The organism is Devosia sp., assembly GCF_028290435.1.
Lineage (GTDB): Bacteria > Pseudomonadota > Alphaproteobacteria > Rhizobiales > Devosiaceae > Devosia.
The window spans coordinates 117,218-141,485 of record NZ_JAQGJV010000009.1; the positions used below are offsets into that span (position 1 = coordinate 117,218).

Below are 24,268 nucleotides of genomic sequence, written 5' to 3' on the forward strand. Positions count from 1 at the left end.
TTTTTTCATGACCAAGACGATGCAGAACCGAATGCGGGCCCTTGTCCCCATGCTGATGATCCTGGCACCGACAGCCGCCATGGCGCAGGGCACCAGCTTTCACGACGACTTCGACACGCTCGATACCAAGCGCTGGTATGTTTCGGACGGCTGGGCCAATGGCGCGCACCAGAACTGCACCTGGTCAACCAGCCAGGTCAAAAGCGTTGATGGCATGCTCAATGTCGGGCTGGCGCCGCTGCCCAAGGGCGACCGCCAATACAGCTGCGGCGAGCTCCAGACCAAGCAAGCCTATGGCTATGGCACCTACGAGGCCCGCCTCAAGACACCCAAGGGCTCTGGCCTGAACGCGGCCTTCTTCACCTATATCGGCGCCGAGCAGAAACAGCCACATGACGAGATCGACTTCGAAATCCTGCTCAAGGACACGTCGAGCGTCCAGACCACAACCTTCGTCAACGGCAAGAGCGGCGATGGCAAAGTCGGCTCCGGGCAGACCCATGCCCTGCCCCATCCCTCCGACAGCGACTTCACCACCTTCGCCATGACCTGGGAGCCCGGCAAAATCCTCTACTACATCGATGGCAAGCTGGTCCGCACCATGGACGATCCCACCACCATCCCGGCCAATCCGCAGCGCGTGTTCTTCAGCCTGTGGGGCACCGATACGCTGACCGACTGGATGGGCAAGATGGACCCGCAGACCGAGCCGATCGCCATGCAGGTCGATTGGGTCGCCTTCACCGCGCAAGGCGAGACCTGCGCATTTCCCGAATCCGTGCTGTGCGCACAGTGAATCCGAACCAATCTGGGGGCTCGTAAATGAAGCTGGTATTTTTCCGGGGCACCGTGCCCAATTTCGGCGATGAGCTGAACCTGCATGTGTGGCCGGCTTTGCTGCCCAAGGGGTTCCTCGACGAGGACGAGAGCGAGCTGTTCGTCGGCATCGGCTCGATCATCGGCACGCAGATGGACGCCAAAGCGCGCAAATTCGTCATGGGGTCGGGTTATGCGGGCTATATGGGCCTGCCCGATGTGCATGACGGCACCTGGGACATCCGCTTCGTGCGTGGCCCGCAGACCGCCAGCAAGCTCAAGATTTCGCCGGAGCTCGCGATCTGCGACAGCGCCGTGCTGCTGCGCGCCATGGACCTGCCGGAGCCGGCCAAAAATGTCGGCGTGGCCTTCATGCCGCATTACGAGAGTCTGGAGCGCGGCAACTGGGCTGAGGCCTGCCGGCTGGCCGGGATCACGCTGATCGATGCCACCGACCCGGTGGACAAGGTGCTGAGCCAGTTGCGCGGCGCCAAGCTTTTGATCACCGAGGCCATGCACGGCGCCATCGTCGCCGATGCCCTGCGCACGCCCTGGATCGGCGCCAAGCCGATCTATGGCGGCCATCACATGAAATGGCTCGATTGGGCCGGCGCGCTCGATATCGACCTGCGCATGAACCTGCTCAAGCCCACCAGCGTGCTCGAATATTACATCGGGCGCACGGGTCGCGGCGGCAGCCATGGCAAGGTCGGCAAGCTCAGCCAATCCCCGCTGGCCGGCATTCCCAACACCATGCTCACCCACTCCGCCACCCGCCATTTGCAGACGATGGCCAAGCTCGAACCCCAGCTCAGCGCCGACAGCGCTATCGCCCGCGCCACCGAACGCGCGCAGGCGGCTGTAGCAGACTTCGTTCAGAGCCGTGGTTCGGTAAGCTAGTTCTTCACCTCTCCCTGCGGGGGAGAGGTCGACCCTCTTGGGTCGGGTGAGGGGGCCTTTACTGGGTGAAGTGCCTGGGAAAGGCCCCCTCACCCGTCGCTACGCGCCGACCTCTCCACCAAAAGGGAGAGGTGAAAAGTTACCGCCGCCGCCGCATCGTCGCCGTGATCTCCAGCATCTTGCGGCGGCCGAGCAATATCACCACCGCCCCATAGACCAGCCCGGACGCCCCAATGGTCGCGCCCAGCCGGATCAGCGGCGTGCTCCCCGCCAGCTCATGCTGCACCAGCATCCCTGCCCCCAGCATGACCAGCGTGGCGAACACCGGCAGGGCAAAGCTGCCCAGATACGCCCAAGGAGAAATCCGTAACAGCCGCACCACCATGTGCACGGTGGGCAGCCACATGATGAAGTTCTGGATTACCAGCGCATTGGTCAGCGCGCTGACGCCCCAGCCGCTGAACAGGAACACGTAAAGCACCGTGATCGCCATCTTGCTGGCCATGTAATAGAACCACAGATCGGCCTGGCCCTGGCTTTTCACGAGCGAGGCCTGCAACACACCGATGGCCGAGAGCAGGCCCAGCGCGCAGAAGGCCTGCACCACCGGCACGGCTTCCACCCATTGCGGCCCAAAGGCGAAGGGGATGAAATCGGGCGCGATTAGTGCCAGCCCGACAAAGACCGGAAAGGCGATGATCGAGGAGGCGAAGGTGCCGAACAGATAGGCCTCGCGCAGTTTGTCCTGCTCCTGCTGCATTGAGGACAGCAGCGAATAGGACACGAGGTTCAGTGCGCCAGTGATCAGGTCAGTCAAAATCTGGAAGATGCGCCGGGCAAAGCCGTAAATGCCCAGCCCCGCCGGCCCCAGCAGCACGCCGATCAGCAATTGATCGATGCTGACCGTGGTGATGAAATTATTGCCGGTGGCGAACAGCCCGAAGCTGCGCAATTCCTTGAGCGCCTTGAGATCGAAACTGAACCCCGGCCGCCAGCGCGACGCCACAAGCGCGCCGACGCAGGTGACGATCGAAGTCGCCAGCTGCGAGAAGGCCAGCGCCCACAGGCCAAAGCCCAGCCACAGCAGGACCAGGCACCCGATCGCCGCGACCAGCGAAGCCGCCGCCGTGCGCAAAGCCAGCTTCTTGAACGACATGCCCCGCACCAGCAGCCCATTGGGCACGGTGGCGGCCATGTCGAACACCACACGCAGGCCGATGAACGGGATCAGCAGCGCCAGTTCCGGCTCGCCATAGGCGGTGGCAATCGGATGCGCCGCGGCGACGATAACGCCATAGATCACCACGGCCGAAACGACGCTCAGCCAAAACACCGCATCGAGATGCCGCGCGGTGATGGTTGCCCGCTGGATCAGAGCATCGCGGAAACCCGCAGGCGCCACCGCCATGCCGAAGGTGGCGATGCTGGCGGCGAAGGCCACGATGCCGAATTCGGACGGACCCAGCACTCGCGAGGTGGCCATGAACACCACGATGCCAAAGGCCGCGGGCGCAAAGCTCGATAGCATGGACCACAGCGCGCCGCGCATCGCTGCGCCGGCCCGTCCGGTCTTGACGTGGTTGAGATCGGGGCCCGAGCCCAAAACGTCTATCGCCGCCATGGGCGCACCAAGTGGGGGAACTGGCTCAGGAATGGGACAACGGCACGGCGCCGCGCTCCCGCACAAACGTGTTGAACTCAGGCGTCACGCGACCCAGCAGCCGAATGGCCAGCCCCCGTCCGCGCAGCCGCCAAGCGTCCTTCGATAGCAGATAATCACCAATAGGCTGCGTGAGCAGCGCCTTGGCCATGCCCAGCGCCCGCCCCTTGGGCGAGGCAGCAAACCTTGGATTGGTCATGAAGCCAGCGCGTTGCGCCGGCGTCGCCTCATGCCACACCTGACGTTGCAGGGCCTGGATCGAGCGTTTGAGGTCCAGTTCGCGACGCATGTAGGATGCCTTCAACTCCGCATTGCGTGTGGTCTGCTCGGCATTCTCCGCCCACACAGCCAGTGGCGTCATCGCCACGTAGACCGGCTCGGCAATTGCGAAGGTTCGCAGATATTCCTGCAAGGTCGCGGTGCAGCCATACTGGATTTCCAACTGGCTGCGCGCATGGCGCGACCAGAACAGCCCGCCATTGGACACCCCGATCCCGATCAACAGCGACAGCCGGAAGTCCGGCGCATCGTAAAGCCCTTCGACGAACAGCTCATCAAGCACGCCGCCTTCGCTCAACTTGGCCGCGTCCGTGCCGCTGGCATGTTCGACAACCTGGTTTCGGAGGACAATCTCGACGCCCTGCTCCTGGCAGAGCGCGATGTTCTCGGCGCAGAAGGTGGGCAGGATGAAATTGTCGTCCTCGACCACGCAGAAATAATCGGCGCCGCGCGGATTGTCCGCCGTAAAGCACCCATCGATATTGCGCGAGGCAAAAAGCTGCGGGACGTTATGCGTGTAGTGAATTCGCGGATCGCCAAGGGACTCGCAAACGTCACGCCCGGAAGCCGCCGGATCATCATCATAAACATCGCAGACCCAGTTTTCCCAGGTCTGGGCAATCATCGACTCCAGCGCCCGCTTGAGCGCGGCAGGGCGCTTATAGGTGGGGGTCCGTATCTGGACCAGGCCGCCGGTGGCTTCACGCATCGATCAGTCCTTTTCGCTGGTAGGGATAGATACGGCCGGCCCGCTCGCGCGCCTTCGCTTCGGCACGCAGCGTCAGCAGGCCCTGGGCGGCATAGATAAAGGTGCAGACAGCCAGCATCGAGCGGATGGAAAACTCGAAGAACACCTCGACCTCGATGAAGCTGCGCAGGATCATCAACACCTGCATCCCCAGCAGCAGCGCATTGGCAGCGTTGGGCCGCGCCATCGCATAGGCCCCGATCATGGCGGCCCCGCCATACATGATCATCATTTGCAGCAGCAGCCCGATCAGGCCGATCTCCACCGCGTTGGAAATATAGGTGTTGTGGAAATTAAAGCCCGCGCCCGAGGGCACGAGGAACATGGCCCATAGCTCTTCGGCGGGGGCAAAGCCGCTCACCCAAAAAGCGCGATAGCCAAGCCCCTGCAATGGCCGCTCAGCGATGAAGCTGAACCCCGTCGCCCACAGTTCGGTGCGCCCGGTCAGCGTCGGGTCCTTGCCCGAGCCCTCCAGCGCATCGGCCAGAAGCGTATCGCCCATGGTGACGACGATCAGGGTCAATGCGGCCAGTACGATAGCCATGAAAATGCCGAGGAACAGTTTTTGCTGCGGGCTCAGCCGCCCGGTCAGCAGCACCAGAACGATGATGACGATGCAGGGCACCACCATCATGATCGCCCCGGCCGATTGCGCCAAAATGAGCAGCGGCCCCGAAATCAGCGCACCGCCAATGGCCCCGATCCGCAGCAGTGGGTGGGCGCCCTTGTCGGCGATCATGGCCACGGCAATGAGGGCAAAGACGGCGATGTGCGCCGCGAAGGCGTTCTTGCTGCCGAAAATGCCGAGCCAAGCCCCCCCGCCATTGCGCCCGATCACGAGGCTGAGAACCACGCCGATGGCATAAACCACGAACAGCCCGCGCATCAGCGTCGTCGTCGACATGCGCCCGGTAATGACCACCGCCACCACCAGCGTGAAGGTCAGTTGCAGCCCGTAGCGCAGCGTATTGTCGGGATATTGCGACCACAGCGCGCTGAGCAGGCAATAGGCCGGCAGCAGCAGCACGATCCACCAGCGCATGACGCTGTCCAGACTCTGCGGGATATTGGTGACGATCAGCAGCGCGCCGCAGACCATGAAGACCAGCGCCGCCATCGAGCCCAGCATGGCGTTGAGCACCAGAGCCGCGAGGGCCATAAAGGTCAGCACGGCGGCGAAATTGACCGTGAGATAGTGGCGTTGGCCGGGCTGGCGCAGCATCATTTGACCAGCTCCCGCTCAGCGTGCACGACCGCTTCGCGAATACGCGCCATGGGGATAAAGCCGGCGGCATAATGGGCCGATTGGTCCGGGCAGGTCACATCAATCGGCTGGCCACGGCCGAGATCGGCTAGTTCCAGCCAAGCCTGGCGCTGACGCGGAGCGGTCCAATCTTCGGCCTCTACCGGGATATAGTCGGGCACATGCCGCGCGGACGCTCCAAGCGTCACCGCCCCGGCCACTTGTTTTGCGCGCGGCGCCTGTGCCTTGCGGCGACGGCCTTCGCTGAATGACTGCCATAGTCGTCGGCCCAAGCGTGGTTCGCTCAGCAACAGTGACGCCACCTGCCCCAGCCGCCGGTCTTTGATGGCGGCCACCAGCTCTTCGAAGGCGAGGCCATTGGCCAATTGCTCCTGTCGGCAATCGAAGGCCTGCGCCAGTTCCGACGGCACAGCGCCCAGCCAGGCCCGCATGACGGTCTGGCTGATGATCATGGCCTCAAGATCCGCAACCGACAGGCGATGTGAGATCGAGCCGCTGTGGCGGCGATAGAGATAATAAGGCTCGGGGAGAATGCTCATGGCGGCGCCCGCCAGCAGCAGGCGCAGCACCAGGTCATAGTCTTCCCCGATGCGCAGGCTCTCGTCATAGCGCAAGTCGCCCAGCACCTCGGCGCGGATCATCGGTTTGAGATAGCCGAGTGGGGCCGAACCATCGAAACCCGCCCCGACCCACTGTGCAGCATCGACTGAAAACAGCGTGTCCTGCCGCGCGCCCAGCAGCAGGCTGGCGGGCGCGCCGTCCTCGTAAAAGTGCAACAAATCATCAGCGATGAGATCGGCGCCCGCATGGTTCACGGCGGCCAGCAGTCGCTCAAACCGTTCGGGATGGATGATGTCGTCGGAATCCACGATCGCGATCCATTGTCCGCGCGCCGCATCCAGCCCGCGATTGCGGCTGCGCGCTGGCCCGCCATTGGCGTCAGCCCGGATCAGGCTGATGCGCGGATCGTCGCGCATGAAGCGTTCGACAATGGCCACACTGTCATCGCCCGAAGCATCGTCGCAGACGATCAGTTCGAGATCGGCCACGCTTTGCCGCAATACCGACTGCATGGCCGGGACGAGCTTGTCGCCCGCCTGAAAATTGGCCATGACCACTGAAATCAATGGCGTGGCGATACGTGCCGCTTGCGGGCCGATCGATCGCATAGTCTCACCATTTTGTTTGTCGGCCCAGCGTCCGCTAAGCCGCGGTATCGCTCATGATGCGGTCGAACTCGATCAGCATAGTGCCGAGTTTGACGATCTGGGCGTCGATCTGGCCAATCCGGACAGTGGCGACGGCGGCCTGCGCCTCGGCGTCGCGGATCGACTGCTCGTCCTCCTGGCTGCGCTGGCCATAGTCGCCCGAATTGTCGAGCAGGTTGGTGGCCTGGGCGTAGTAGACGTCCACGCGGAGCTGCAGGCCCTGCCGTTCCTGCTCGGCATCCGCAATGGCGGCGGCGAAGGCTCGGCGCACAGTCATCAGCCGATCGAGGTCCGTATTGCTGTCACGGGCGGGATTGCGGGTGCGGAACAGCTTGGGTCTCAGTGAAAGCATGGATGCCATATTGGGCTCCTCAGCGGCTGCCTGTTCGTGCGATCACGACTTTGACGGTCTTGACCAGAATGAGCAGATCGCCGGCAAAAGTCCATTCCCGCACATATTGGCTGTCGAGCCGGACGCGATGGTCATAATCGACATCGCTGCGACCGCCGACTTGCCAGAGGCCGGTAATCCCCGGGCGCGTCGCCGTATAGTGCTCGATCTCGGCGGCGTAGCGAATGACTTCGTCCTGCACGATGGGGCGTGGCCCAACCAGGCTCATCTCGCCGCGGATGACGTTGATCAGCTGCGGCAGCTCATCAAGGCTGGTAACCCGCAGGAAATTGCCGATACCGGTGATGCGCGGATCGTCGCGCAGTTTCTGGCTGGCTTCCCACTCAGCGCGCGCCAGGGGAAACAATTCGAGATGCCGCGCCAGCGCTGCCTGGGAGTCCACCACCATGGAGCGGAATTTCAGGCAGCGGAAACGCTTGCCGTTGTGGCCGATGCGTTCGTGGCCGAACAGGATCGGACCGCGATCGGTGGAGAACATGATGACGGCGATGAAGAACATCGCCGGCAAGGCAAACAGGAGCATGGTCGATGCGACAAGCACATCGAAGACCCGTTTGGACACCCCCCCTTTGGGCACTTTCGTCTTGGATGACTGGCTCGATAGATCAAGTTCAGCATTTACGATCGACATGGCGCTATCTCGCTAAATGGAAGGTAGAGTGGCCGGCGGATTAGGCCTTCGAACCGTTCTTTCTTGGCGCTTCAGTACAGTTTACCGAGAATTTTACCTCTCGCGCACAACACCAGTAACAGACGCAATTGTTCGACGTATTTTGATCAATACGTCTTGACGAATACCGGGATTGGTCTTGCTCCAGTGCGCCGCAAGGCGAAGCAAAACGAGGTGGTGTTCCGTCATCACCCGAATGGGACCATGATTGCCGATGAGTGGCAACCCTTAGGCTGCATAGCTGCAATGCACTGTAGCTGCCGCAAAATTGGCCAAATTGGCACCGGCAGCGAACATGTGGCGCCTCGCTTACGGATCGCGACGGGCGAGAAACAGTCGATCTTCAATAGACCAAACGGGCTATGAGACTAAGGAGCCACAGTTGCAGTCAACCGGGCAAGACTGTAATTATTCTTTGCGAGAGCCAACTATAGCTGTGACAGGAACACAAAGCCGTTCCACAGCAGATAGACCCCCACCCAGGCCAGCGCGAGCACACCCAGGGCGATGATCCCCCAGGGCCAGCGTATGGCTGCGCGTTCGATCGGCAAAGGCTTGCTGGCCTTGTCCACGACCGGCTCGTCTGGCCCGTCCTTCTGCATGTCTGGCCTCCCCGGAGGCTTCTGCCTCGTTGCTGCAATAGGCGTAGACTGTCGTCCTAAAAGCTTAATTCGAGGTCACGCCAAAGGCGCGATTTTCAATCCGCTGCGGTCCCCAACGGAGATGCGCCCCATATAGTCACGAAACTGTGAAAACCATTCCGTCGATAAATTTCAAGTGTCCAAAGCGGACAAGCATTGCCTGTTGGAGCGTCAATACAGTGTTGAGGGCACTGGCACAATGCGCCAACTATCACGGTTTTTTGCGAACCGCCTCAATCGGCTAAAAGGCGAAGTAGAATTCGAAGATACACTCGACCATATGACCCCATGAAATTGAAGGACAAGCAAAGTAGAAATAAAAACCCTGGGCAATCGCGTCAATAGATAGCTTCAAATTGGGCGGGTTTATGACGGTTTTATAGGCCTTTAGCCTAATTAAAACTCTGCCCTGAGCGCAACATAGCCATGCGTTTCGTTTGGGCATTTTGGGTGGACTTGTGGGGCCTGCCTGTGTTGCCCTTTGGGTGTTTCCAATGCTCAATCAGGAGTTTGCCGTGGTTAAGCGCGTTAGAACAGCAGTGTTTCCGGTAGCGGGGCTCGGAACGAGGTTCCTGCCGGCAACCAAGGCCATGCCCAAGGAGATGCTGACGGTCGTGGACCGTCCTCTCATCCAATATGCGGTCGATGAGGCCCGCGAGGCGGGTATCGACCATTTCGTCTTCGTCACCGGACGCAACAAGGGTGTCATCGAAGACCATTTCGACCGTCAGTTCGAACTGGAGACGACGCTCGAGGCGCGAGGCAAGGACAAGGCCTTGTCCGAATTGCGCCGCGACCTGCCCTCAGCGGGCCGAACCAGCTTCACGCGCCAGCAGGAGCCGCTGGGGCTGGGGCACGCCGTATGGTGCGCCCGCGAGATCGTGGGCAACGAACCATTCGCCCTGTTGCTCCCCGATATGCTGTTCCAGGCCCGCCGCGGCGTGCTCAAGCAGATGATGGAGACCTATGAGGAGACCGGCGGCAATGTGATTGCCGTGGAGCAGGTGCCGCCTGCGGAGGTCTCCTCCTATGGGGTCATCGCGCGGGGCGAGGGCCCCGATGCGGGCTTCCGCGTCACCGGCATGGTGGAAAAGCCAAAGCGGGACGAAGCCCCCTCCAACCTGATCATTTCGGGCCGCTACATTCTGCAGCCGGAAATCTTCAATCTCCTGGCCGACCAGCCCAAGGGCGCAGGCGGGGAAATCCAGCTCACCGACGCCATGCAGACGCTGATGCACGAGCAGCCCTTCGTGGGCGTGCAATATGAGGGCCAGTCCTTCGATTGCGGCTCCAAGATCGGCTTCCTGACCGCCAACGTGGCCTATGCGCTCGACCGCGAGGACATTGCCGACGATTTCCTCGTCGCCCTGACCAAGCTGCAGCTTGATTCGGCGCTGTCGGAAGGTTTTCGCAACGCCGCCGAATAGGCACTAATCGCACCAACACAAACGGCGCGCTCCGATCCTGGAGCGCGCCGTTGTGCTGTCTGGGGTTTGGGGGCCGGCTGGTCTTGAACCGCGGGGTCCGCGTGTATCCAAACCCAAATCCACCGTCATTGCCGGGCTTGTCCCGGCAATCCACCTGCGGGTGGACAAGATGGACCACCGGGACAAGCCCGGTGGTGACGGCACGGAGGGAACTGGGTTCGGTTAGAACTCCGATGCTCTAACGCGTCGCCGGCTCCACCTCGGTCTCGACCTGATAATAGCGCTGATACACGTCGACGAACCGCTCGACGCCGCCCGCTTCGCTGTAGCGCGGCAGTTTCTTGAAATCGACCTTGTTGAGCACGACGCCCAGCAGTTCTCCCGATAGCTCGGGCTCCCGCCCAATAATGGCGCGCACCAGCCGGCGCGGGGTCTTGCCCCATTCGGTGACGAGGATGAAGCCGTCCGTCCAGGGCAGGACCGACATGGCATCGACCACCGGGCCGAGCGGCGGCAGGTCGATCACCACGTAGTCGAATTCGCGGCGCGCTTCGGCAAGGAAAGTCTGCATCGCCGGCGAAGACAGGAAGTCATTGGTACGCCCGACCACGCCCGACGTATTGGCCGGCACGCTGACGAGGCCGGTCTCGGCATCGGTTTGCGCAATCTGGCGCCAGCTCTTGCCTTCGGCCAGATCCATCAGGCCAAATTCGGCTTCACTGGAAATCAGGCGGCTAGCGCCGGGCTGGCGCAGATCGGCGTCGACCAGCAACACCTTGCTGCCACTGCCCACCAGCATTTCGGCAAACGCCACGGCGAACGTGGTCTTGCCCTCGCCCGGCAGGGCCGACACCACGCCGACCACGCCGCCGCCATCCTTGCGGGCTGAGCGCAGGGCCAGCTTGCCCGACTTCAGCGTTTCGAGGAACGGCGTCGTCGGCGTATTGCTGCCGCGACGGACCACCTGATTGCGCAGGAAGCGGTGAATGAGATTGGCCCGCTGCTTGGGATCGCGGCTGGCCTTGCCCAGTTCGAGCTGCGGCAGGTAGCCGAGGAACCGCACGCCCAGCTCGTTGCTGACCTGCGCTCCGGTGCGGAAGGCCCGCTCGCGCAACTCGTTGAACGTGCCAAAGGCCAGGCCCATGAACAGGCCGGCGATGAAGGCCGCCGCCAGCACAATCAGTGTCCGCGGGCTCGACGGGCTATCCGGCAGCAGCGCCTCGGTGATTACCCGGACGGCGGGGATCGGGAAGGATTGCTGCTGGATGGCCTCCTCATAGCGGCCAAGGAAGGTATTGTAGAGCAGGCCCAAAGCCGTCGAGCGCTGCTGCAGTTCGTTGAGCTGAATCTGCGCCTGGTTGGCGTCGTTATCCGCAGTGCCCTCAGTGTCGATATCCCGACGCAGGCCCACTTCCTGCTGTTCGGCGATCTGCAACTGGGTCAGGTATTGCTCGTTGAGGCCCTGGAGCTGGGCGAAAATCTGTCCGTTCAGCGCCGCCTTCTGCGCATTGAGCGCCACCAGTTGCGGATGATCGGGCCCAAAGGCGCTGGTCACCTCGGCAATCCGGCTGACCAGATTGGCATATTGGGTGCGCACGGTGGCGATTTGCGGATTGGTGGTTGTGTTCTCCGACTGCGCCAGCAGACCCACATTATTGGCAGCCGCCTCGGGGCCGGCGGCGATCACCGCCTGCACCTGATTGGACAGGGCGCGCATGCGGCCGGTTTCGGCCTGGGCGGTCGCCAACTGCTCCGACAGCGCCTCGACACGCTTGTCGCTCAGGGTGCGGTCCTGGTCCACCGACAGTCCACTATCCTGGCGGAACTTCTGGATCGCCAGATTGGCCTCGCGCTGGCTGGCGCCGATTTCGGTCAGGCGCTGCTGCATCCAGTCGCCCGCCGCCTTGGTGGCGTCGAGATCGGCATTGAGCTGGTCCTGCACCACCGCATTGCCATAGGCGCGGGCGATGCGTTGCGCCAATTCGGGGGAGGCGGCTTCATAGCTGACGCGAATGATGGCGCTGCGCCCCATGCGGTCGATCTGCACGTTGGAGCGCAACATGCCCGCCACATCGTCGATACTGGCCTGAGGGGGCGCCGCGTCAACCACCGCGCCATGACCCAGGAAGGGCGACAGCAGGCTGCTGAAAGCCCCGCGTATCCGGCCGGTAAAGGACGGCGGCGGGCTCAGGAATTTGCGGTCGGTAGTGAGGTGTTCGGCTTCGGCGACAGCCATGGCGATCCGGCTCGAGCGCAGCACTTCGATCTGGTTGAGCACCTGGGCTTCCAGATCGACAGCGCTGACGGACACCGTTGTGCCATCCGCCACCTGTTCGAGATTCTTGTCGATCAGGATTTGTCCCGCCGATACATAGCTGCGCGGGGCGAGCATCAGGTAGATCAATCCCAGCGCCAGCATGATGGCGACGCATAGTCCGATGACCCGCATTTGCCGCCGCAGGACGGAAAAGATCCGATCGAGGTCGATGAATTTCAAATCCATCGGCTGCGGCGCCAGGGTTTCTGGATAATTGCCTCGTTCAAGCATGTTTGCCTCCGGGGGCAGGTCTAGTGAGTGGGGTTGTGTGCGCTGGGCGCAGCGCCGTCGCCATAATGGACGGCAGGGCGAATGCCCAAAATGCCGCCGATCACCCCCATGTGGAGCACGGCGCGCAAAAAGTTCTTGCGCCGCGCAATGGGCGAAAATGCGGTCAAGCCGGTCATCGCGACGCAAAAGCTGGCTTTTGCGCTGGCCACGGCGGCGGCCGTAACTCGCGAGCCGCCGAGCAGCTTGCCATGGGTCTGGCCCATGCGCAGCCGCCGGCGGACCAGCCAAGCCATAGCGGCGCGATCGGCAGGAACCGGCTCATAGACCAGTGCCTCGGGGGCCTCGGCGATGGTGCCGCCCAAAGAGGTCAGGCGGTAAAAATAGTCGGTGTCCTCGCCGCCCGACTTGCCCAGCGACAGATCGAAACGCAAGGCCGCGAAGGGTTCGGCGCGCCGAATCAGGACGTTACAGGTGTAGCCCGTGCGAATGGCGCCGTTGACGGTGACGGGCAGTGTCGAATGGAAATCGCCCTGCACCATCCAGTCGGGTGTTTGGGGATCGTAGACGGCGCGGACGGGTCCGAGCACCGCATCGGCTTGGGTTTCCTGTGCGGTAGCCAGCAGCGCGCCGAGCCATTGTGGTGCGACGGTTTCGTCGTCGTCGATGAAGGCAACGTAGTCGGCCGAAGCCGCATCGAGGCAAGCATTGCGCGCGATGCAGATATTGGCCGAAGGCGCATGCACATAGGTGATGGCGTGGGGAAAGCCGTCCCGCAGGGCGTCAACGAGCCTTTGAGCGGACGGAACGGTGTCATTGTCGGCGATGATGACGCGTACATCGACGTTCTCGATCGCCAGTGCCGCAACCGAGGCCAGCGTTTCGGCCAGGAATGGGCGGCGGAACGTACAGATGCAGATATCAACGGAAACCATGGCGCCCTCCTATGCTGTGCCGGGACGCGCAGTGGCGGTGCGGACCAGATGCAGCCAAAAGCCCGACGACCAGGCAAAATGCATGATCATGGCCGCCACGCCGACCAGCGGCACCTGGACCAGGCGCAGCCCATATTCCTTCACATGCTGCCGCGCCGCCACGGCGCCCAGCGCGAAACAGGCCAGTCCCCAGGCCAGCAGCGGGATCAGAAAGCCCCAATGGACGATGGACAGCACCGCCAGCAGCACCGTCGGCAGGATCACCAACGGCACCATCTGGCGGATGCGCGGCTTCATGCGGTGTTTGACGATATTGCGCGCCCTGCCCCCACCATAGCCGAAATACTGCTTGAACAGGCCCGAGGCCGTGGAGCGTGGGAAATAAGTCATCGATGTCGCATCGGTCAGCCAGACGCGATAACCGGCCTGGCCCAGCCGATAGTCGAGTTCGGCATCCTCGTTGAAACGAAAACTCTCGTCATAGCCGCCAACCGCACGATAGGCAGGAATGCTCATCAGGGCATGATGGCCATGATCGACCTGTTGCGCGCTCTTGCCGGTGCGATGCGCCGAACCGCCGGTGCCGACCAGCGAATTCTGCGCCGTCGCCACCGCGCGCTGGAACGTGCTGCGCCCCACCGTAGTCATCGGCACCACGATGCTATCGACACCAAGCCGTTCAGCCTCCGCCAGCAGCTTGCGGCAATAGTCAGCCGGATATTTGCCATGCGCATCGATGCGGATGACGAAATCGGTATCGTCACCAAATTCCGCCACCGCCAGGTTCATCGCCGCGCTCTGGATGCGCTTGGGATTGTGGATCAGCGTTACCCGCTTCTGGGTCGCGGCTATGTCGGTCACGATGGCAGGCGTCCCATCGGTGCTGCCACCGTCGGCGACGACGATCCGCGCATCCATCGCTTCGGCTTCGACCAAAAGGTCATGCAACAGCGGTCCGATATGACGCGCTTCGTTGAGGGTGGGCACGACGATCAGGCAGGATTGGCTCATGCGGCCTCCGTCAGTCTGGTTGGAGCAGCAAGAAGTCCAGCAAGCTTGTTCACCAAGGCCACGCAATCGGTCGCGTTGACGGCAAAGCGGGCCGTGTCCTGCGCCGCCACCGCCGCCGCCAATTGCACCAACCGCTCCCGTGTCAGCCCACCAATCATAGTGCGCAAAGTCTGCGGCTCGATGTCCGGCAGGACGATGCCAATGCCGTTGCGCTCAAGAAAAGCCCCGGTTTCCGTGCCTTTCAGCGCCACCGGCACGGCGCCGTGCAGGCATCCCTCGTAAAGCCGGTTGGGCAGCAGCCACTTGGAATTCTGGCCCTCTTCGAAGAAGTCGATGGCCCATGCCAGGTGCACATCCGAGTAGATCGCCGCGAGATCATCCGGATTGCGATAGGGCCCGGCAAAGCGCAGATGCTCCTGACCGGCCACTATCGCATTGAAATCATTGAACTCCGTCAGCGCCGGCCGGCCGCGAAGCACCACTTCGACATCGCCATCCATGGCATCGGCAAGGCCGCTCAGAGCCTCAAGCGAGCGCGCACACCGCAGCGCGCCGAACCAGCCGATGCGCAGCGGACCATTGGTCTCGGCCGCAAGTGCCGGATTGCGCCCGCGCTCGCCGCCGTCCCAAATGACTTTGTTTTCAACGACTTCCGTCGGCAACGAACCGTGCACATCGAAATAATTGCGCGAAAACGCCGGCGAACTGGTCAGCAGCAACGCCGCCTGCTTGCTCCAATGCCGCTCGGCCCCCCGCATGGCGCGGCCAATCGCATCCTCGCGCAGCATCAGCCGATGAATGTCGAGGCACTCATAAACCACCGACGGCCGACTGGGCCAAAACCCTTGTAACCTATTGGCCAGCCCCAACATTTCCAGATTGCGCGCGATGATCAGATCAGGCTGCGGCAGGCCGCCCGCCCATTTCCTCGCGCCCGACATGGCCTTGGCGGTCGCCAGCAGCCGCTGGGCAAAGCGCGCATCGAAGGTTTGGTCGAGTTCCAGATAGGTGTCGACATCGAGACTAGGCACTGCGGTGCCGGCGCGGCGAAAGCCAGCGACGTGGATTTGCGCGCCGCCAAGGCGCAGCATATCCACGCGCCGCGCGACGGCCGGATCTGCAAGATTGGGGACGAGATAGAGAATCTTCAGCAACGACGCGTCTCCTGTCGCAAGCGGTGGCCGGGCTTGTGGCGGTGTGGGCGGTTGCTCGCAATTTCTCGCGAACAGAGGCAGCCAGCGGGCTGTTGAATATCGCGGCACTCCCATTCAGGAGCCCCGCTAGATCATTTGATGGAGTAGGAACCGATGCCGCCGCAGGGTCAATGAGGGCAGGCGGGCAACTGAAATGCGGTCAGCGCATGCCTGAAAAAGGGCTCATTCGTCTGCAGACCGGGGGTTACGGCAAGGCAAACAGCCGCCGTAATGAGGGCTTGAGGCGCGTCATGGAACGCGGCGCTGCCAGCGGGATGGTATTGGCAATGCTAGATAAAGTCGTCGCGCAGCGGGGCCGCGCGAGCATACTGGCGTCAGGCGAAGGATTGCGGCATCAATGAGCGACGGCGAGTTCCGGCTCGGGCAGGAGCAAGCCCAGGCGTTCGCGCAACGAGCGCTTTTTCTGCGCAAGGTCGGCAATGGTGTAGCCTTCGAGCACCGAGAAGAAGGCGCCGAGCGCCTCGCGCAGGGCCGAGTTCAGATCGCATTCGCCGATCAGCGGGCAATCAGCACCGCCATCCTCGAAGCACTCCGCCAGGGCAAAATTTTCTTCGGTCAGCATGATGGTTTCGAGCAGGGTGATCTCATTGGCCGGCTTGCCGAGGCGCACGCCGCCATGGCGGCCGCGCACGGTTTCCAGCAGGCCGTTTTCGACCAAAGGCTTGATCAGCTTGAACAGGAACAGTTCGGAAATGGCGTAAGCCTTGGCGATATCGGCCACGCGGCTCAGGCCGGGCTGGTTGACAGCGCAATAAACCAGGGCCCGAATTGCGTAATTGGACTGGCGCGTGAGTCTCACTGGGGACCTTTTCTCGGGGCTTGCCCGCCGATTCGTCTGCTTGAGCGGAGCCGACAGCTCCAGCAATTCCAGGGCTTTGGCCCTTGGAACGCCTTATAGAATGCTCGCCAGCTTATAACCATTCTAAAATATGTCAACTTAACTTGAACAGATTCGTCATGTTTTTAAAAGTGATCGGCGCGCCGATAGACACGTTTTTAAATTCCTCGTATGAACTTAACTGAATGAGGAGGTAAGATCGTGACTGAAACGATCACCAAGGCGATGTTGTGCGCAGCCGTCGCTCGGCGGACGGGCTTGCCCAAGGCCGATGTAGCGGCCATCAGCGACGCCATGTTCGCCGCCATGAGCACGGCTCTGACGGCGGGCGACTATGTGAAATTAAGTGCCTTCGGGACGCTTGCGGTACGGCCCCGTGCCGAGCGCGTGGGCCGCAATCCCCGCACCGGCGAACAACACCGGATCGCCCCGCGTCATACCGTGACGTTCATCCCCAGCGGGCAACTGCGCGAGGCCCTGTGCGAGCTGACCGAGACCAAAACGCTGGTTTCAGCGGAAGTCTAGGCGGCGTGGCGAGCAAGAGGATCGCCCGATCCAGCCTTTGCCGAGGCCACGGCGGCGGTGCCCTTTTTATGCCGGGCTGATTTTCCTCGAGGCGCGGGCGCGACGCCATCAATGGATGCCGAACTTGCGAGCTGTTCAGCTAAGCGTCGCGCCAGAGGTTAGTCCAGCGCCTTGACCAGTTCGGGAACCAGCGTGAACAGGTCCCCAACGAGGCCGAAATCGGCGACCTGGAAAATCGGCGCGTCGGCGTCCTTGTTGATGGCGACGACGATCCGGGAATCCTTCATGCCGGCCAGATGCTGGATGGCGCCGGAAATGCCGATGGCGATGTAAAGCTCGGGCGCGACCACCTTGCCGGTCTGGCCGACCTGCATGTCGTTGGCAGCGTAGCCGGCATCGACCGCGGCGCGCGAAGCGCCGATGGCAGCATTAAGCTTGTCGGCCAGCGGGGCCAATACAGCCTCGAATTGTTCGGCCGAGCCGAGAGCGCGGCCACCCGACACGACGACGCGCGCGCCGGCCAGTTCAGGACGGACCGAGGCCGAGAGCTCAGCACCGAGCCATTGCGACGTGCCCGGGTCGGCAGGAACGCTCACAGTTTCGACCTGGGCATTGGCGCCTTCGCCGGTGGCGGTGAAGGCCGAAATGCGGATGGTGAGCACCAGCTTGCCGGTTGCCTGTACGGTTTCGATGGCGTTTCCGGCGTAGATCGGGCGCTCGAAGGTGTCGGGCGCGAGGACCTTGCTGACTTCGGAAACCTGCATCACGTCAAGCAGCGCCGCAACACGCGGCAGCGTGTTCTTGCCGGTCGAGGTGGCGGCCGCGACAATGGCGTCATAGCCACCGGCCAGCGAGACCACCAGGGCAGCCAGCGGCTCGGCCAGTTGATGGGCCAGGCTTTCGGCGTCGGCGCTCAGCACCTTGGCGACGCCGTCCAGCCTGGTGGCGGCGGCAGCCACGGCACTGATACTGTGGCCGGCGACGAGGATATGCACCGGCGCGCCTAGCGCTTTGGCAGCGGTCAGGGCCTTGGCGGTGGCTTCGTTGAGGGTTTTGCCATCGTGTTCGGCCAGGATCAGGGTTGTCATGTCAGAGCACTCCCGCCTGCTTGAGCTTGGCCGCCAATTCTTCGGCGGAGGCGACGATGATGCCGGCGGTGCGACCGGCGGGCTCGGTGGTTTTGAGTACGGTCAGGCGCGGCGCGATGTCGACACCCAGGGTTTCGGGGCTGGTTTCGTCAAGCGGTTTCTTCTTGGCCTTCATGATATTGGGCAGGGAGGCATAGCGCGGCTCGTTGAGGCGCAGGTCGGCGGTGACGAGGGCCGGGAGCGCCAGGCGCAGGGTTTCGTGACCACCGTCCACTTCGCGGGTCACGTCGATAGTGCCGGCACCGATAACGATTTTGGAGGCAAACGTTGCCTGGGGCCAACCCAGAAGAGCGGAGAGCATCTGACCGGTCTGGTTGTTGTCGTCGTCGATGGCCTGCTTGCCCAGGATCACCAGGTCCGGCGCTTCGCTGGCGATCACGGCCTTGAGCACTTTGGCGACGGCCAGCGGCTCGATGCGCGGGGCCTCGGTCTTTACATGGATGGCGCGGTCGGCGCCCATGGCAAGGCCAGCGCGCAGGGTTTCGGCGGACTTTTCAGAGCCCACGGTGACGATGACAACCTCGGTGGCCGTGCCGGCTTCCCTGAGGCGCAAAGCCTCTTCTAGGGCGTTTTCATCGAAGGGATTCATCGACATTTTGACATTGGCGGTGTCGACGCCCGACCCGTCGGGTTTGACGCGAATCTTGACGTTGGCGTCGACGACCCGTTTGACGGGCACGAGAATCTTCATGTCGAAAAGTCCTCCGCAAGCGTTGCGCGCTTAAAGCAGGACGAGGCGGGGCGCGCAAGTTTTTGCGCCTTTTGCGCCGCTACATATTGATGTAGTTCGGCCCGCCACCGCCTTCGGGGGGGACCCAATCGATGTTCTGGTTAGGGTCCTTGATGTCGCAGGTCTTGCAGTGGACGCAATTTTGCGCGTTGATGACGTAGCTGCCGTCCACCCATTCGTAGACGCCGGCGGGGCAATAGCGGGTCGATGGACCGGCGAAAATGTCCAGCTCGCTGGATTTCTGCAAGGCCAGATCGGCGACATGCAGGTGGGGCGGCTGGTTTTCCTCGTGATTGGTGCCGGAGATGAACACCGAGGAGAGGCGATCGAAGGTGAGGACGCCATCGCGCTTGGGGTAGTCGATGGGTTGATGCTGGGCGGCGGGTTCGAGCGTGGCGTAATCGGGTTTGCCATGGCGGAGCGTACCGAAGAGCGAGGCGCCGAGCAGAGTGTTGCACCACATATCGAAGCCGGCGAGGCCCATGCCGAGCAGCGTGCCGAAGCGCGACAGCAGCGGCTTGACGTTGCGGACCTTGTGCAGGTCCTTGCCGATGGGGCCGGCGCGCAGGGCGGCGTCGAGATCGGCCAGGGTATCGCCGGAGCGACCGGCGGCGAGGGCCGCAGCGACGTGCTCGGCGGTGACGATGCCCGAGAGCACGGCGTTGTGGCTACCCTTGATGCGCGGCAGATTGACGAAGCCGGCTGCATCACCAACCAGCGCGCCACCGGGGAAGGCCAACTGGGGGATGGACTGGTAGCCGCCCTCGGAAATGGCGCGGGCACCGTAGGACAGGCGCTTGGCGCCTTCGAAGGTTCCCTTGATGGCGGGATGGGTCTTGAGGCGCTGAAATTCGTCGAAGGGGGAGAGGTAGGGATTTTTGTAGTTGAGGTGGACGACGAAGCCGATGGCGACCTGGTTGTCTTCGAGGTGGTAGATGTAGGAGCCGCCGCCCACTGAATCCTGCAAGGGCCAGCCGAGCGTATGCTGCACGAGGCCGGGCTTGTGGTTGGCGTCGGTGACCTGCCAGATTTCCTTGAAGCCGATGCCGTATTTCTGGAAATCGGACTCTTTGGCCAAGCCGAATTCGGCAATGGCGCGCTTGGTGAGCGAACCCCGCACGCCTTCGGCGAGGAGCACATATTTGCCCTTGAGGGCCATGCCGCGGGCGAAATTGGGGCCAGGCTCGCCGGATTTTTCGATGCCCATGTCGCCGGTGGCGACGCCGACGACCTTGCCGTCCTCGATCAACAGTTCGGCGCCGGCAAAGCCGGGATAAATGTCGACGCCCAAAGCCTCAGCCTCGGTGGCGAGCCATTTGCAGACGTTGGCGAGCGAGACGATGTAATTGCCGTGATTGCTCATCAGCGGCGGCATGATGAAGCCGGGCAACGGGAAGGCGGATTTTTCCGTTAGCCAGAGGAAGCGGTCATCGGTGACGGCAGTTTTGATAGGGGTTTCGCGCTCACGCCAGTCAGGGACAAGCGCATCGAGGCCGCTCGGATCGATGACGGCCCCGGAAATGACGTGCGAGCCGACTTCGGCGCCTTTTTCGACGATGAGGACGCTGAGGTCAGGTGAAATCTGTTTGAGGCGAATGGCGGCGGACAGGCCGGCCGGGCCGGCGCCGACGATGACGACGTCGAATTCCATCTCTTCGCGCGGTTCGGTCATGATCTGTCTCGCTGGGAACGCGAGGTGGCCTTAGCACCGGCGTTTCGGCCACCGCAAGCGCCCATTTGGTGCGGCGAAACACTTTTCGCCCTATGGGGCGGGCCAAAGGACGCCTGTGCTTGATTATCCGCGCACGAAGGCCAGCGGTACGGTGAAGGCCCAGCTGTTGCGATTGGCGCCTGCGGGGATCGGCGGAAACGGGGCGGCGCGGGTCACGGTATCGATGCCGGCCTGGTCGATGGCGGCGTTGCCCGACGACTGGACGACGCGGATGCCCGAGGGCTGGCCGCCGGCCGAGACTGTGAACTGCACATGCACCTCGCCCGCAGTGCCGCCACCCCCGCGGGGATAGCGCAAGGCGCGGCGCAGTTTTGAGACGACCTGGGTGGGATAGCGCGCCACCTCGGCATCGCCACCCGAACCGGAATTGCCCTGCTGGCCAGCCGAGGGCTTGGCGGCGACGGTGTCGGCTTGGTTCTGGCCGCCATTGCCGGCGGGAGCGGAGGGACGCGGCTGCGCCTGTTGCTGCACTGGCGGCTTGGGTGTAGCGCGGGGTGGCGGGGCAGCGGCCACCTGCTGGCGGGGCCGCTGCGCCGGCTCGGATGGACGGGGACGGCTGAGGGTGTGCGGAACCGGCGCGACCTTGAGGTCGGTGACCTCGATGGGCTGCAAGCTTTCCTGCTGTACCGGCTGGATCGGGGTTGCGGTTTCGGCTGGCGCTGCGGTCGGGATGACCGGCGCGACCGCTTCGGCTTCCAGCGGCTCGGGCGAGATGGCACTCAATAGGGCCACCTCCATGCGGTCGGGTTCGGCTTCGGTCACCTCGACCGGCTCCTCCGGGGTCACCGGGGTGGCGCTGGTGGCTTCGACCGGCTCGATCTCGGTGGGCTCAAGGGGCTTGGCCTCAGTGGGCTTGATCGGCTCGGGTGGTGGCGGTTCGGCGGATTCGTGCTCCACCGGCGGCTCAAGCGTTTCCCGCTCGATGGCCTCGATGGTCTCGGGCACGGTCGGCGGCAGCGCTTCCGCACCGGCGGATACCAGGGTTTCGGTGGCGTCGCTTTCGATGGTGATGGTCTGGTTGGCGGAGACCGAGGCGATGGAGATGACCTCGACCGACACCGACTGGGCGGCGGGCGCGTCGTCGGGCTCGGGCCAGGCGAACATCAGGAGGCCCATGCCCAGCACGGCCGCATGCACCAGCGCTGATCCGGGCAGAGCAAAGTGCATTTCAGGGCGCCTGCTGCTGTTCGGTGATGAGGCCGATCTTGTCGAAACCGGCGCCGGACAGCGCGCCCATGACCTGCATGATCATGCCGTATTGGGCGGTGGAATCGCCGCGCACGTAGAGGCGTTCGTCGGTGCCCTGGGTGGCCAGGGACTGCACCGTTGAGACAAGCGCGTCGATGGCGACCGGCTCGTTGTCGATGGAAATGGCGCCATCGGGGGTGACGGTGACGGTGATCGGCTTTGCATCGACCGGCATGGCCTTGGCGCGGGTCTGGGGCAGATCGACCGGCACGCCCATGGTCATCAGCGGGGCGGCCACCATGAAGACGATCAGCAACACCAGCATGACGTCGACCAATGGGGTAACGTTGATCTCGCTGATCGGGCTATTGCCACGACCGCGGCGGCCGCGCCGGCCGCCGGATTTGGCGCTGCCTGCCGACATGCCCATCAGAGAGCCCTGCCCGCATCGATCTGGCGCGACAGCAGCGCGACGAGGCGATCGGCGAAGCCTTCCAGCCGCGAGATCAGCTTGCCGGCATCGGCGCTGAGCTTGTTATAGGCAATGACGGCGGGGATGGCGGCGAGCAGGCCAAGGGCGGTGGCCAACAGGGCCTCGGCAATACCGGGCGCGACGACGGCGAGGCTCGTGTTCTCGGCATTGGCGATGGCGGTGAAGGCATTCATGATGCCCCAGACGGTGCCGAACAGGCCGACGAACGGACCGGCGCTGCCGATGGTGGCGAGGAAGCCGAGGCGCTGTTCGAGCTTGGCGCTTTGTTCGGTGACGGCCAGATCCAACGCGATTTCGAGGCGGCTTTGCAGGCCACCGGCAGCGGCCTGGGCGGCATGGCTTTTATCCCATTCATCCATAGCGGCGACGAATACGGCGGAGAGGCCGCTTTGGGTCTTGCCGGCATAATCCTGGCGCAGATCGGCCAGGGGGCGGCCGGCGGCAAAGGCCTTGTCGAAGGCGGCCATATCGCGGCGCGCCTTGGCATAGGCGGCGATGCGGTTGGCAATGATGGCCCAGCACCAGATGGAGGCGACCAGGAGGCCGATCATGACGCCCTTGACCACCCAATCGGCCTGCAGGAACAGGGCCAGCATGGAGAAATCATGGGCGGGGGCGGCGGCGGTTTCCATCAAAGCTATCCTTAGAGGCCGAAGGTGATGCTTGGTCTTGTCGTGGTCTTGAGATTGTCGAGGCAGGCGGCGGGTGCGAGCCCGGTGCCCTCGCAGGCCGAGACAGTGTTGATCAGCACGCGGCCGATACCGTCACAGGGCAGGTCGGCGAGTTCGAATTGCAGGACCTTGGTCTTGCCTTCGGTCAGGCCCTTGAAATCCAAGTTGACGATGCGGTCGATGGCGCCATCGGCATCGAAGAGAGCGGTCTCGATGGCGGCTCGATCAAGGGGAGCGCCCAGCTTATTGGTCGCGAGGAAGGTGACCTTGCACCCCTTCTCGGTGGGCTGGAGCGCGTTCAGTTCCAGATCGAGCGAGAGGGGCGCGCTCGCCTGTGCGAAGGCGGGAGCGGAGAAGGCGAGGACCAGCGCGATGGCTTTGAACAATGGGGACATCAGGCGACCTTGGTTTGAATTGCGTCGCGACGGGCGGCGGATTGGGGGAGGACGAAGGGCATGCCGGGGGCCGGGGTATGATTGACCTGCATGGGGCAATCGAAGACGTCAGCCAGGAGGCTATCGGTCAGCACTTCGGAGGGCGTGCCGAAGCCGGCGACGCGGCCCTGGCGCAGGGCCAGGATCTGGTCGGCATACATGGCGGCCAGGTTGAGATCGTGCAGGATGGCGATGACGCCACCGCCCGCATTGGCGAAGGAACGGGCCACATCCATGATCATCAACTGATGCTTGATATCGAGGCTGGAGACCGGCTCGTCGAGGAACAGGTAGCGCGGGACGCCATCGAGCACCGGAATCCAGACCTGGCAGAGCACGCGGGCGAGCTGGACGCGCTGCTGTTCGCCGCCGGAGAGTTCGCCATAGAAGCGACCGGCGAAACCATCGAGATCGACGCGGGCCAGAGCCAGTTCGGGCAGGCGCTTGCGGGCGGAAAGAGGCACGCCTGAGAGGCCGGCAGTCAGGCCGAGCGCAACCACTTCGCGCACGGTGAAGGGAAAGGGCAGAGCGCTTTGCTGCGGCAGCACGGCGCGCAGGGTGGCGGCTTCGATGGGGCGCAGCAATTGCAGGTCGCGACCATTGATCGAGATCAGGCCATCATAGGCGTAATCGCGGCAGAGCGCCTTCATCAGCGTGGTCTTGCCCGAGCCGTTGGGGCCGATGACGGCGGTCAGTTGGCCCGGTTTGGCGGTGAGGCTAACGCCTTCGAGGATGCGGCGGCCGGATATTGCCACGCTGACATCGTAAGCTTCGATCAT

The 24,268-nt window shown here is 63.2% G+C and carries 24 protein-coding genes; 4 read left to right on the plus strand and 20 right to left on the minus strand.

All coding sequences use genetic code 11. The features are described from left to right. The first annotated feature begins 7 nt into the window (after positions 1 to 7). Positions 8 to 796, plus strand: coding sequence for a family 16 glycosylhydrolase (locus tag JWP26_RS02335; protein ID WP_299722880.1), 789 nt, complete (start codon positions 8 to 10; stop codon positions 794 to 796). Positions 797 to 822: 26 nt separating this feature from the next. Further along, on the plus strand, positions 823 to 1,716 hold the full coding sequence (locus JWP26_RS02340; RefSeq protein ID WP_299722883.1) for a polysaccharide pyruvyl transferase family protein: 894 nt from the start codon (positions 823 to 825) through the stop codon (positions 1,714 to 1,716). Positions 1,717 to 1,855: 139 nt separating this feature from the next. On the opposite strand, the gene JWP26_RS02345 is transcribed toward JWP26_RS02340, so the two are convergent. From JWP26_RS02345 to JWP26_RS02375, 7 genes are all read right to left on the minus strand, one after another. After that, positions 1,856 to 3,337, minus strand: a complete 1,482-nt coding sequence (locus JWP26_RS02345; protein WP_299722886.1) for a lipopolysaccharide biosynthesis protein — start codon at positions 3,335 to 3,337, stop codon at positions 1,856 to 1,858. Positions 3,338 to 3,362: 25 nt separating this feature from the next. Next, a complete protein-coding gene (locus JWP26_RS02350) occupies positions 3,363 to 4,364 on the minus strand; it encodes a glycosyltransferase (protein WP_299722889.1) in 1,002 nt (333 codons plus the stop codon). Continuing rightward, entirely contained in the window at positions 4,357 to 5,628 is a 1,272-nt protein-coding gene (locus tag JWP26_RS02355) for an O-antigen ligase (RefSeq protein ID WP_299722892.1), read from the minus strand. The genes JWP26_RS02350 and JWP26_RS02355 overlap by 8 nt, the downstream gene beginning before the upstream one ends. Next, positions 5,625 to 6,836 (minus strand): glycosyltransferase family 2 protein, encoded by a 1,212-nt coding sequence (locus JWP26_RS02360; protein ID WP_299722894.1) that lies wholly within the window; start codon positions 6,834 to 6,836, stop codon positions 5,625 to 5,627. The genes JWP26_RS02355 and JWP26_RS02360 overlap by 4 nt, the downstream gene beginning before the upstream one ends. A gap of 34 nt (positions 6,837 to 6,870) precedes the next feature. Further along, positions 6,871 to 7,236, minus strand: coding sequence for a hypothetical protein (locus JWP26_RS02365; RefSeq protein WP_299722897.1), 366 nt, complete (start codon positions 7,234 to 7,236; stop codon positions 6,871 to 6,873). A gap of 10 nt (positions 7,237 to 7,246) precedes the next feature. Beyond that, positions 7,247 to 7,918 (minus strand): sugar transferase, encoded by a 672-nt coding sequence (locus tag JWP26_RS02370; protein WP_299722900.1) that lies wholly within the window; start codon positions 7,916 to 7,918, stop codon positions 7,247 to 7,249. A 467-nt stretch (positions 7,919 to 8,385) separates the two neighbouring features. Next, positions 8,386 to 8,559: a hypothetical protein gene (locus JWP26_RS02375; protein ID WP_299722903.1), complete on the minus strand. Its 174-nt coding sequence runs from the start codon at positions 8,557 to 8,559 to the stop codon at positions 8,386 to 8,388. 554 nt (positions 8,560 to 9,113) lie between these two features. On the opposite strand from JWP26_RS02375, the gene galU reads away from it, so the two are divergent. Beyond that, on the plus strand, positions 9,114 to 10,025 hold the full coding sequence (gene galU, locus JWP26_RS02380) for a UTP--glucose-1-phosphate uridylyltransferase GalU (protein ID WP_299722906.1): 912 nt from the start codon (positions 9,114 to 9,116) through the stop codon (positions 10,023 to 10,025). A 238-nt stretch (positions 10,026 to 10,263) separates the two neighbouring features. Here galU and JWP26_RS02385 read toward each other — a convergent pair whose 3' ends face one another. The 5 genes from JWP26_RS02385 to rirA all read right to left on the minus strand — a co-directional run bounded on the left by JWP26_RS02385 (position 10,264) and on the right by rirA (position 16,529). Next, positions 10,264 to 12,573, minus strand: coding sequence for a Wzz/FepE/Etk N-terminal domain-containing protein (locus JWP26_RS02385; protein ID WP_299722908.1), 2,310 nt, complete (start codon positions 12,571 to 12,573; stop codon positions 10,264 to 10,266). A gap of 20 nt (positions 12,574 to 12,593) precedes the next feature. Further along, positions 12,594 to 13,505: a glycosyltransferase family 2 protein gene (locus JWP26_RS02390; RefSeq protein WP_299722912.1), complete on the minus strand. Its 912-nt coding sequence runs from the start codon at positions 13,503 to 13,505 to the stop codon at positions 12,594 to 12,596. Positions 13,506 to 13,514: 9 nt separating this feature from the next. Beyond that, entirely contained in the window at positions 13,515 to 14,516 is a 1,002-nt protein-coding gene (locus JWP26_RS02395; RefSeq protein ID WP_299722915.1) for a glycosyltransferase family 2 protein, read from the minus strand. Then, on the minus strand, positions 14,513 to 15,670 hold the full coding sequence (locus tag JWP26_RS02400) for a glycosyl transferase family 1 (RefSeq protein ID WP_299722918.1): 1,158 nt from the start codon (positions 15,668 to 15,670) through the stop codon (positions 14,513 to 14,515). Before JWP26_RS02400 ends, JWP26_RS02395 begins: the two co-directional genes overlap by 4 nt. A 394-nt stretch (positions 15,671 to 16,064) precedes the next feature. After that, the gene (gene rirA, locus JWP26_RS02405) at positions 16,065 to 16,529 is read right to left on the minus strand and encodes an iron-responsive transcriptional regulator RirA (RefSeq protein WP_299722921.1); all 465 of its coding nucleotides are present in this window, start codon (positions 16,527 to 16,529) and stop codon (positions 16,065 to 16,067) included. A 240-nt stretch (positions 16,530 to 16,769) separates the two neighbouring features. Here rirA and JWP26_RS02410 point away from each other — a divergent pair, with 240 nt between their 5' ends. After that, positions 16,770 to 17,093 carry an HU family DNA-binding protein gene (locus tag JWP26_RS02410; RefSeq protein ID WP_299722924.1) on the plus strand — a complete coding sequence of 108 codons (324 nt, stop codon included), beginning with the start codon at positions 16,770 to 16,772 and terminating at the stop codon, positions 17,091 to 17,093. A gap of 158 nt (positions 17,094 to 17,251) precedes the next feature. Here JWP26_RS02410 and JWP26_RS02415 read toward each other — a convergent pair whose 3' ends face one another. The 8 genes from JWP26_RS02415 to JWP26_RS02450 form a co-directional block, all read right to left on the minus strand. Continuing rightward, positions 17,252 to 18,181, minus strand: a complete 930-nt coding sequence (locus tag JWP26_RS02415) for an FAD-binding protein (RefSeq protein ID WP_299722927.1) — start codon at positions 18,179 to 18,181, stop codon at positions 17,252 to 17,254. A gap of 1 nt (position 18,182) precedes the next feature. After that, entirely contained in the window at positions 18,183 to 18,932 is a 750-nt protein-coding gene (locus JWP26_RS02420) for an electron transfer flavoprotein subunit beta/FixA family protein (RefSeq protein WP_299722930.1), read from the minus strand. 79 nt (positions 18,933 to 19,011) lie between these two features. Continuing rightward, the gene (locus JWP26_RS02425; RefSeq protein ID WP_299722933.1) at positions 19,012 to 20,643 is read right to left on the minus strand and encodes an electron transfer flavoprotein-ubiquinone oxidoreductase; all 1,632 of its coding nucleotides are present in this window, start codon (positions 20,641 to 20,643) and stop codon (positions 19,012 to 19,014) included. A 123-nt stretch (positions 20,644 to 20,766) separates the two neighbouring features. Beyond that, the gene (locus JWP26_RS02430) at positions 20,767 to 21,870 is read right to left on the minus strand and encodes an energy transducer TonB (RefSeq protein WP_299722936.1); all 1,104 of its coding nucleotides are present in this window, start codon (positions 21,868 to 21,870) and stop codon (positions 20,767 to 20,769) included. Position 21,871: 1 nt separating this feature from the next. Then, positions 21,872 to 22,321, minus strand: coding sequence for a protein TolR (gene tolR / locus JWP26_RS02435; protein WP_299722939.1), 450 nt, complete (start codon positions 22,319 to 22,321; stop codon positions 21,872 to 21,874). Beyond that, on the minus strand, positions 22,321 to 23,016 hold the full coding sequence (tolQ, locus tag JWP26_RS02440) for a protein TolQ (RefSeq protein WP_299722942.1): 696 nt from the start codon (positions 23,014 to 23,016) through the stop codon (positions 22,321 to 22,323). The genes tolR and tolQ overlap by 1 nt, the downstream gene beginning before the upstream one ends. An 11-nt stretch (positions 23,017 to 23,027) precedes the next feature. Then, a complete protein-coding gene (locus tag JWP26_RS02445) occupies positions 23,028 to 23,450 on the minus strand; it encodes a hypothetical protein (RefSeq protein ID WP_299722945.1) in 423 nt (140 codons plus the stop codon). After that, the gene (locus JWP26_RS02450; protein WP_299722948.1) at positions 23,450 to 24,268 is read right to left on the minus strand and encodes a heme ABC transporter ATP-binding protein; all 819 of its coding nucleotides are present in this window, start codon (positions 24,266 to 24,268) and stop codon (positions 23,450 to 23,452) included. Before JWP26_RS02450 ends, JWP26_RS02445 begins: the two co-directional genes overlap by 1 nt.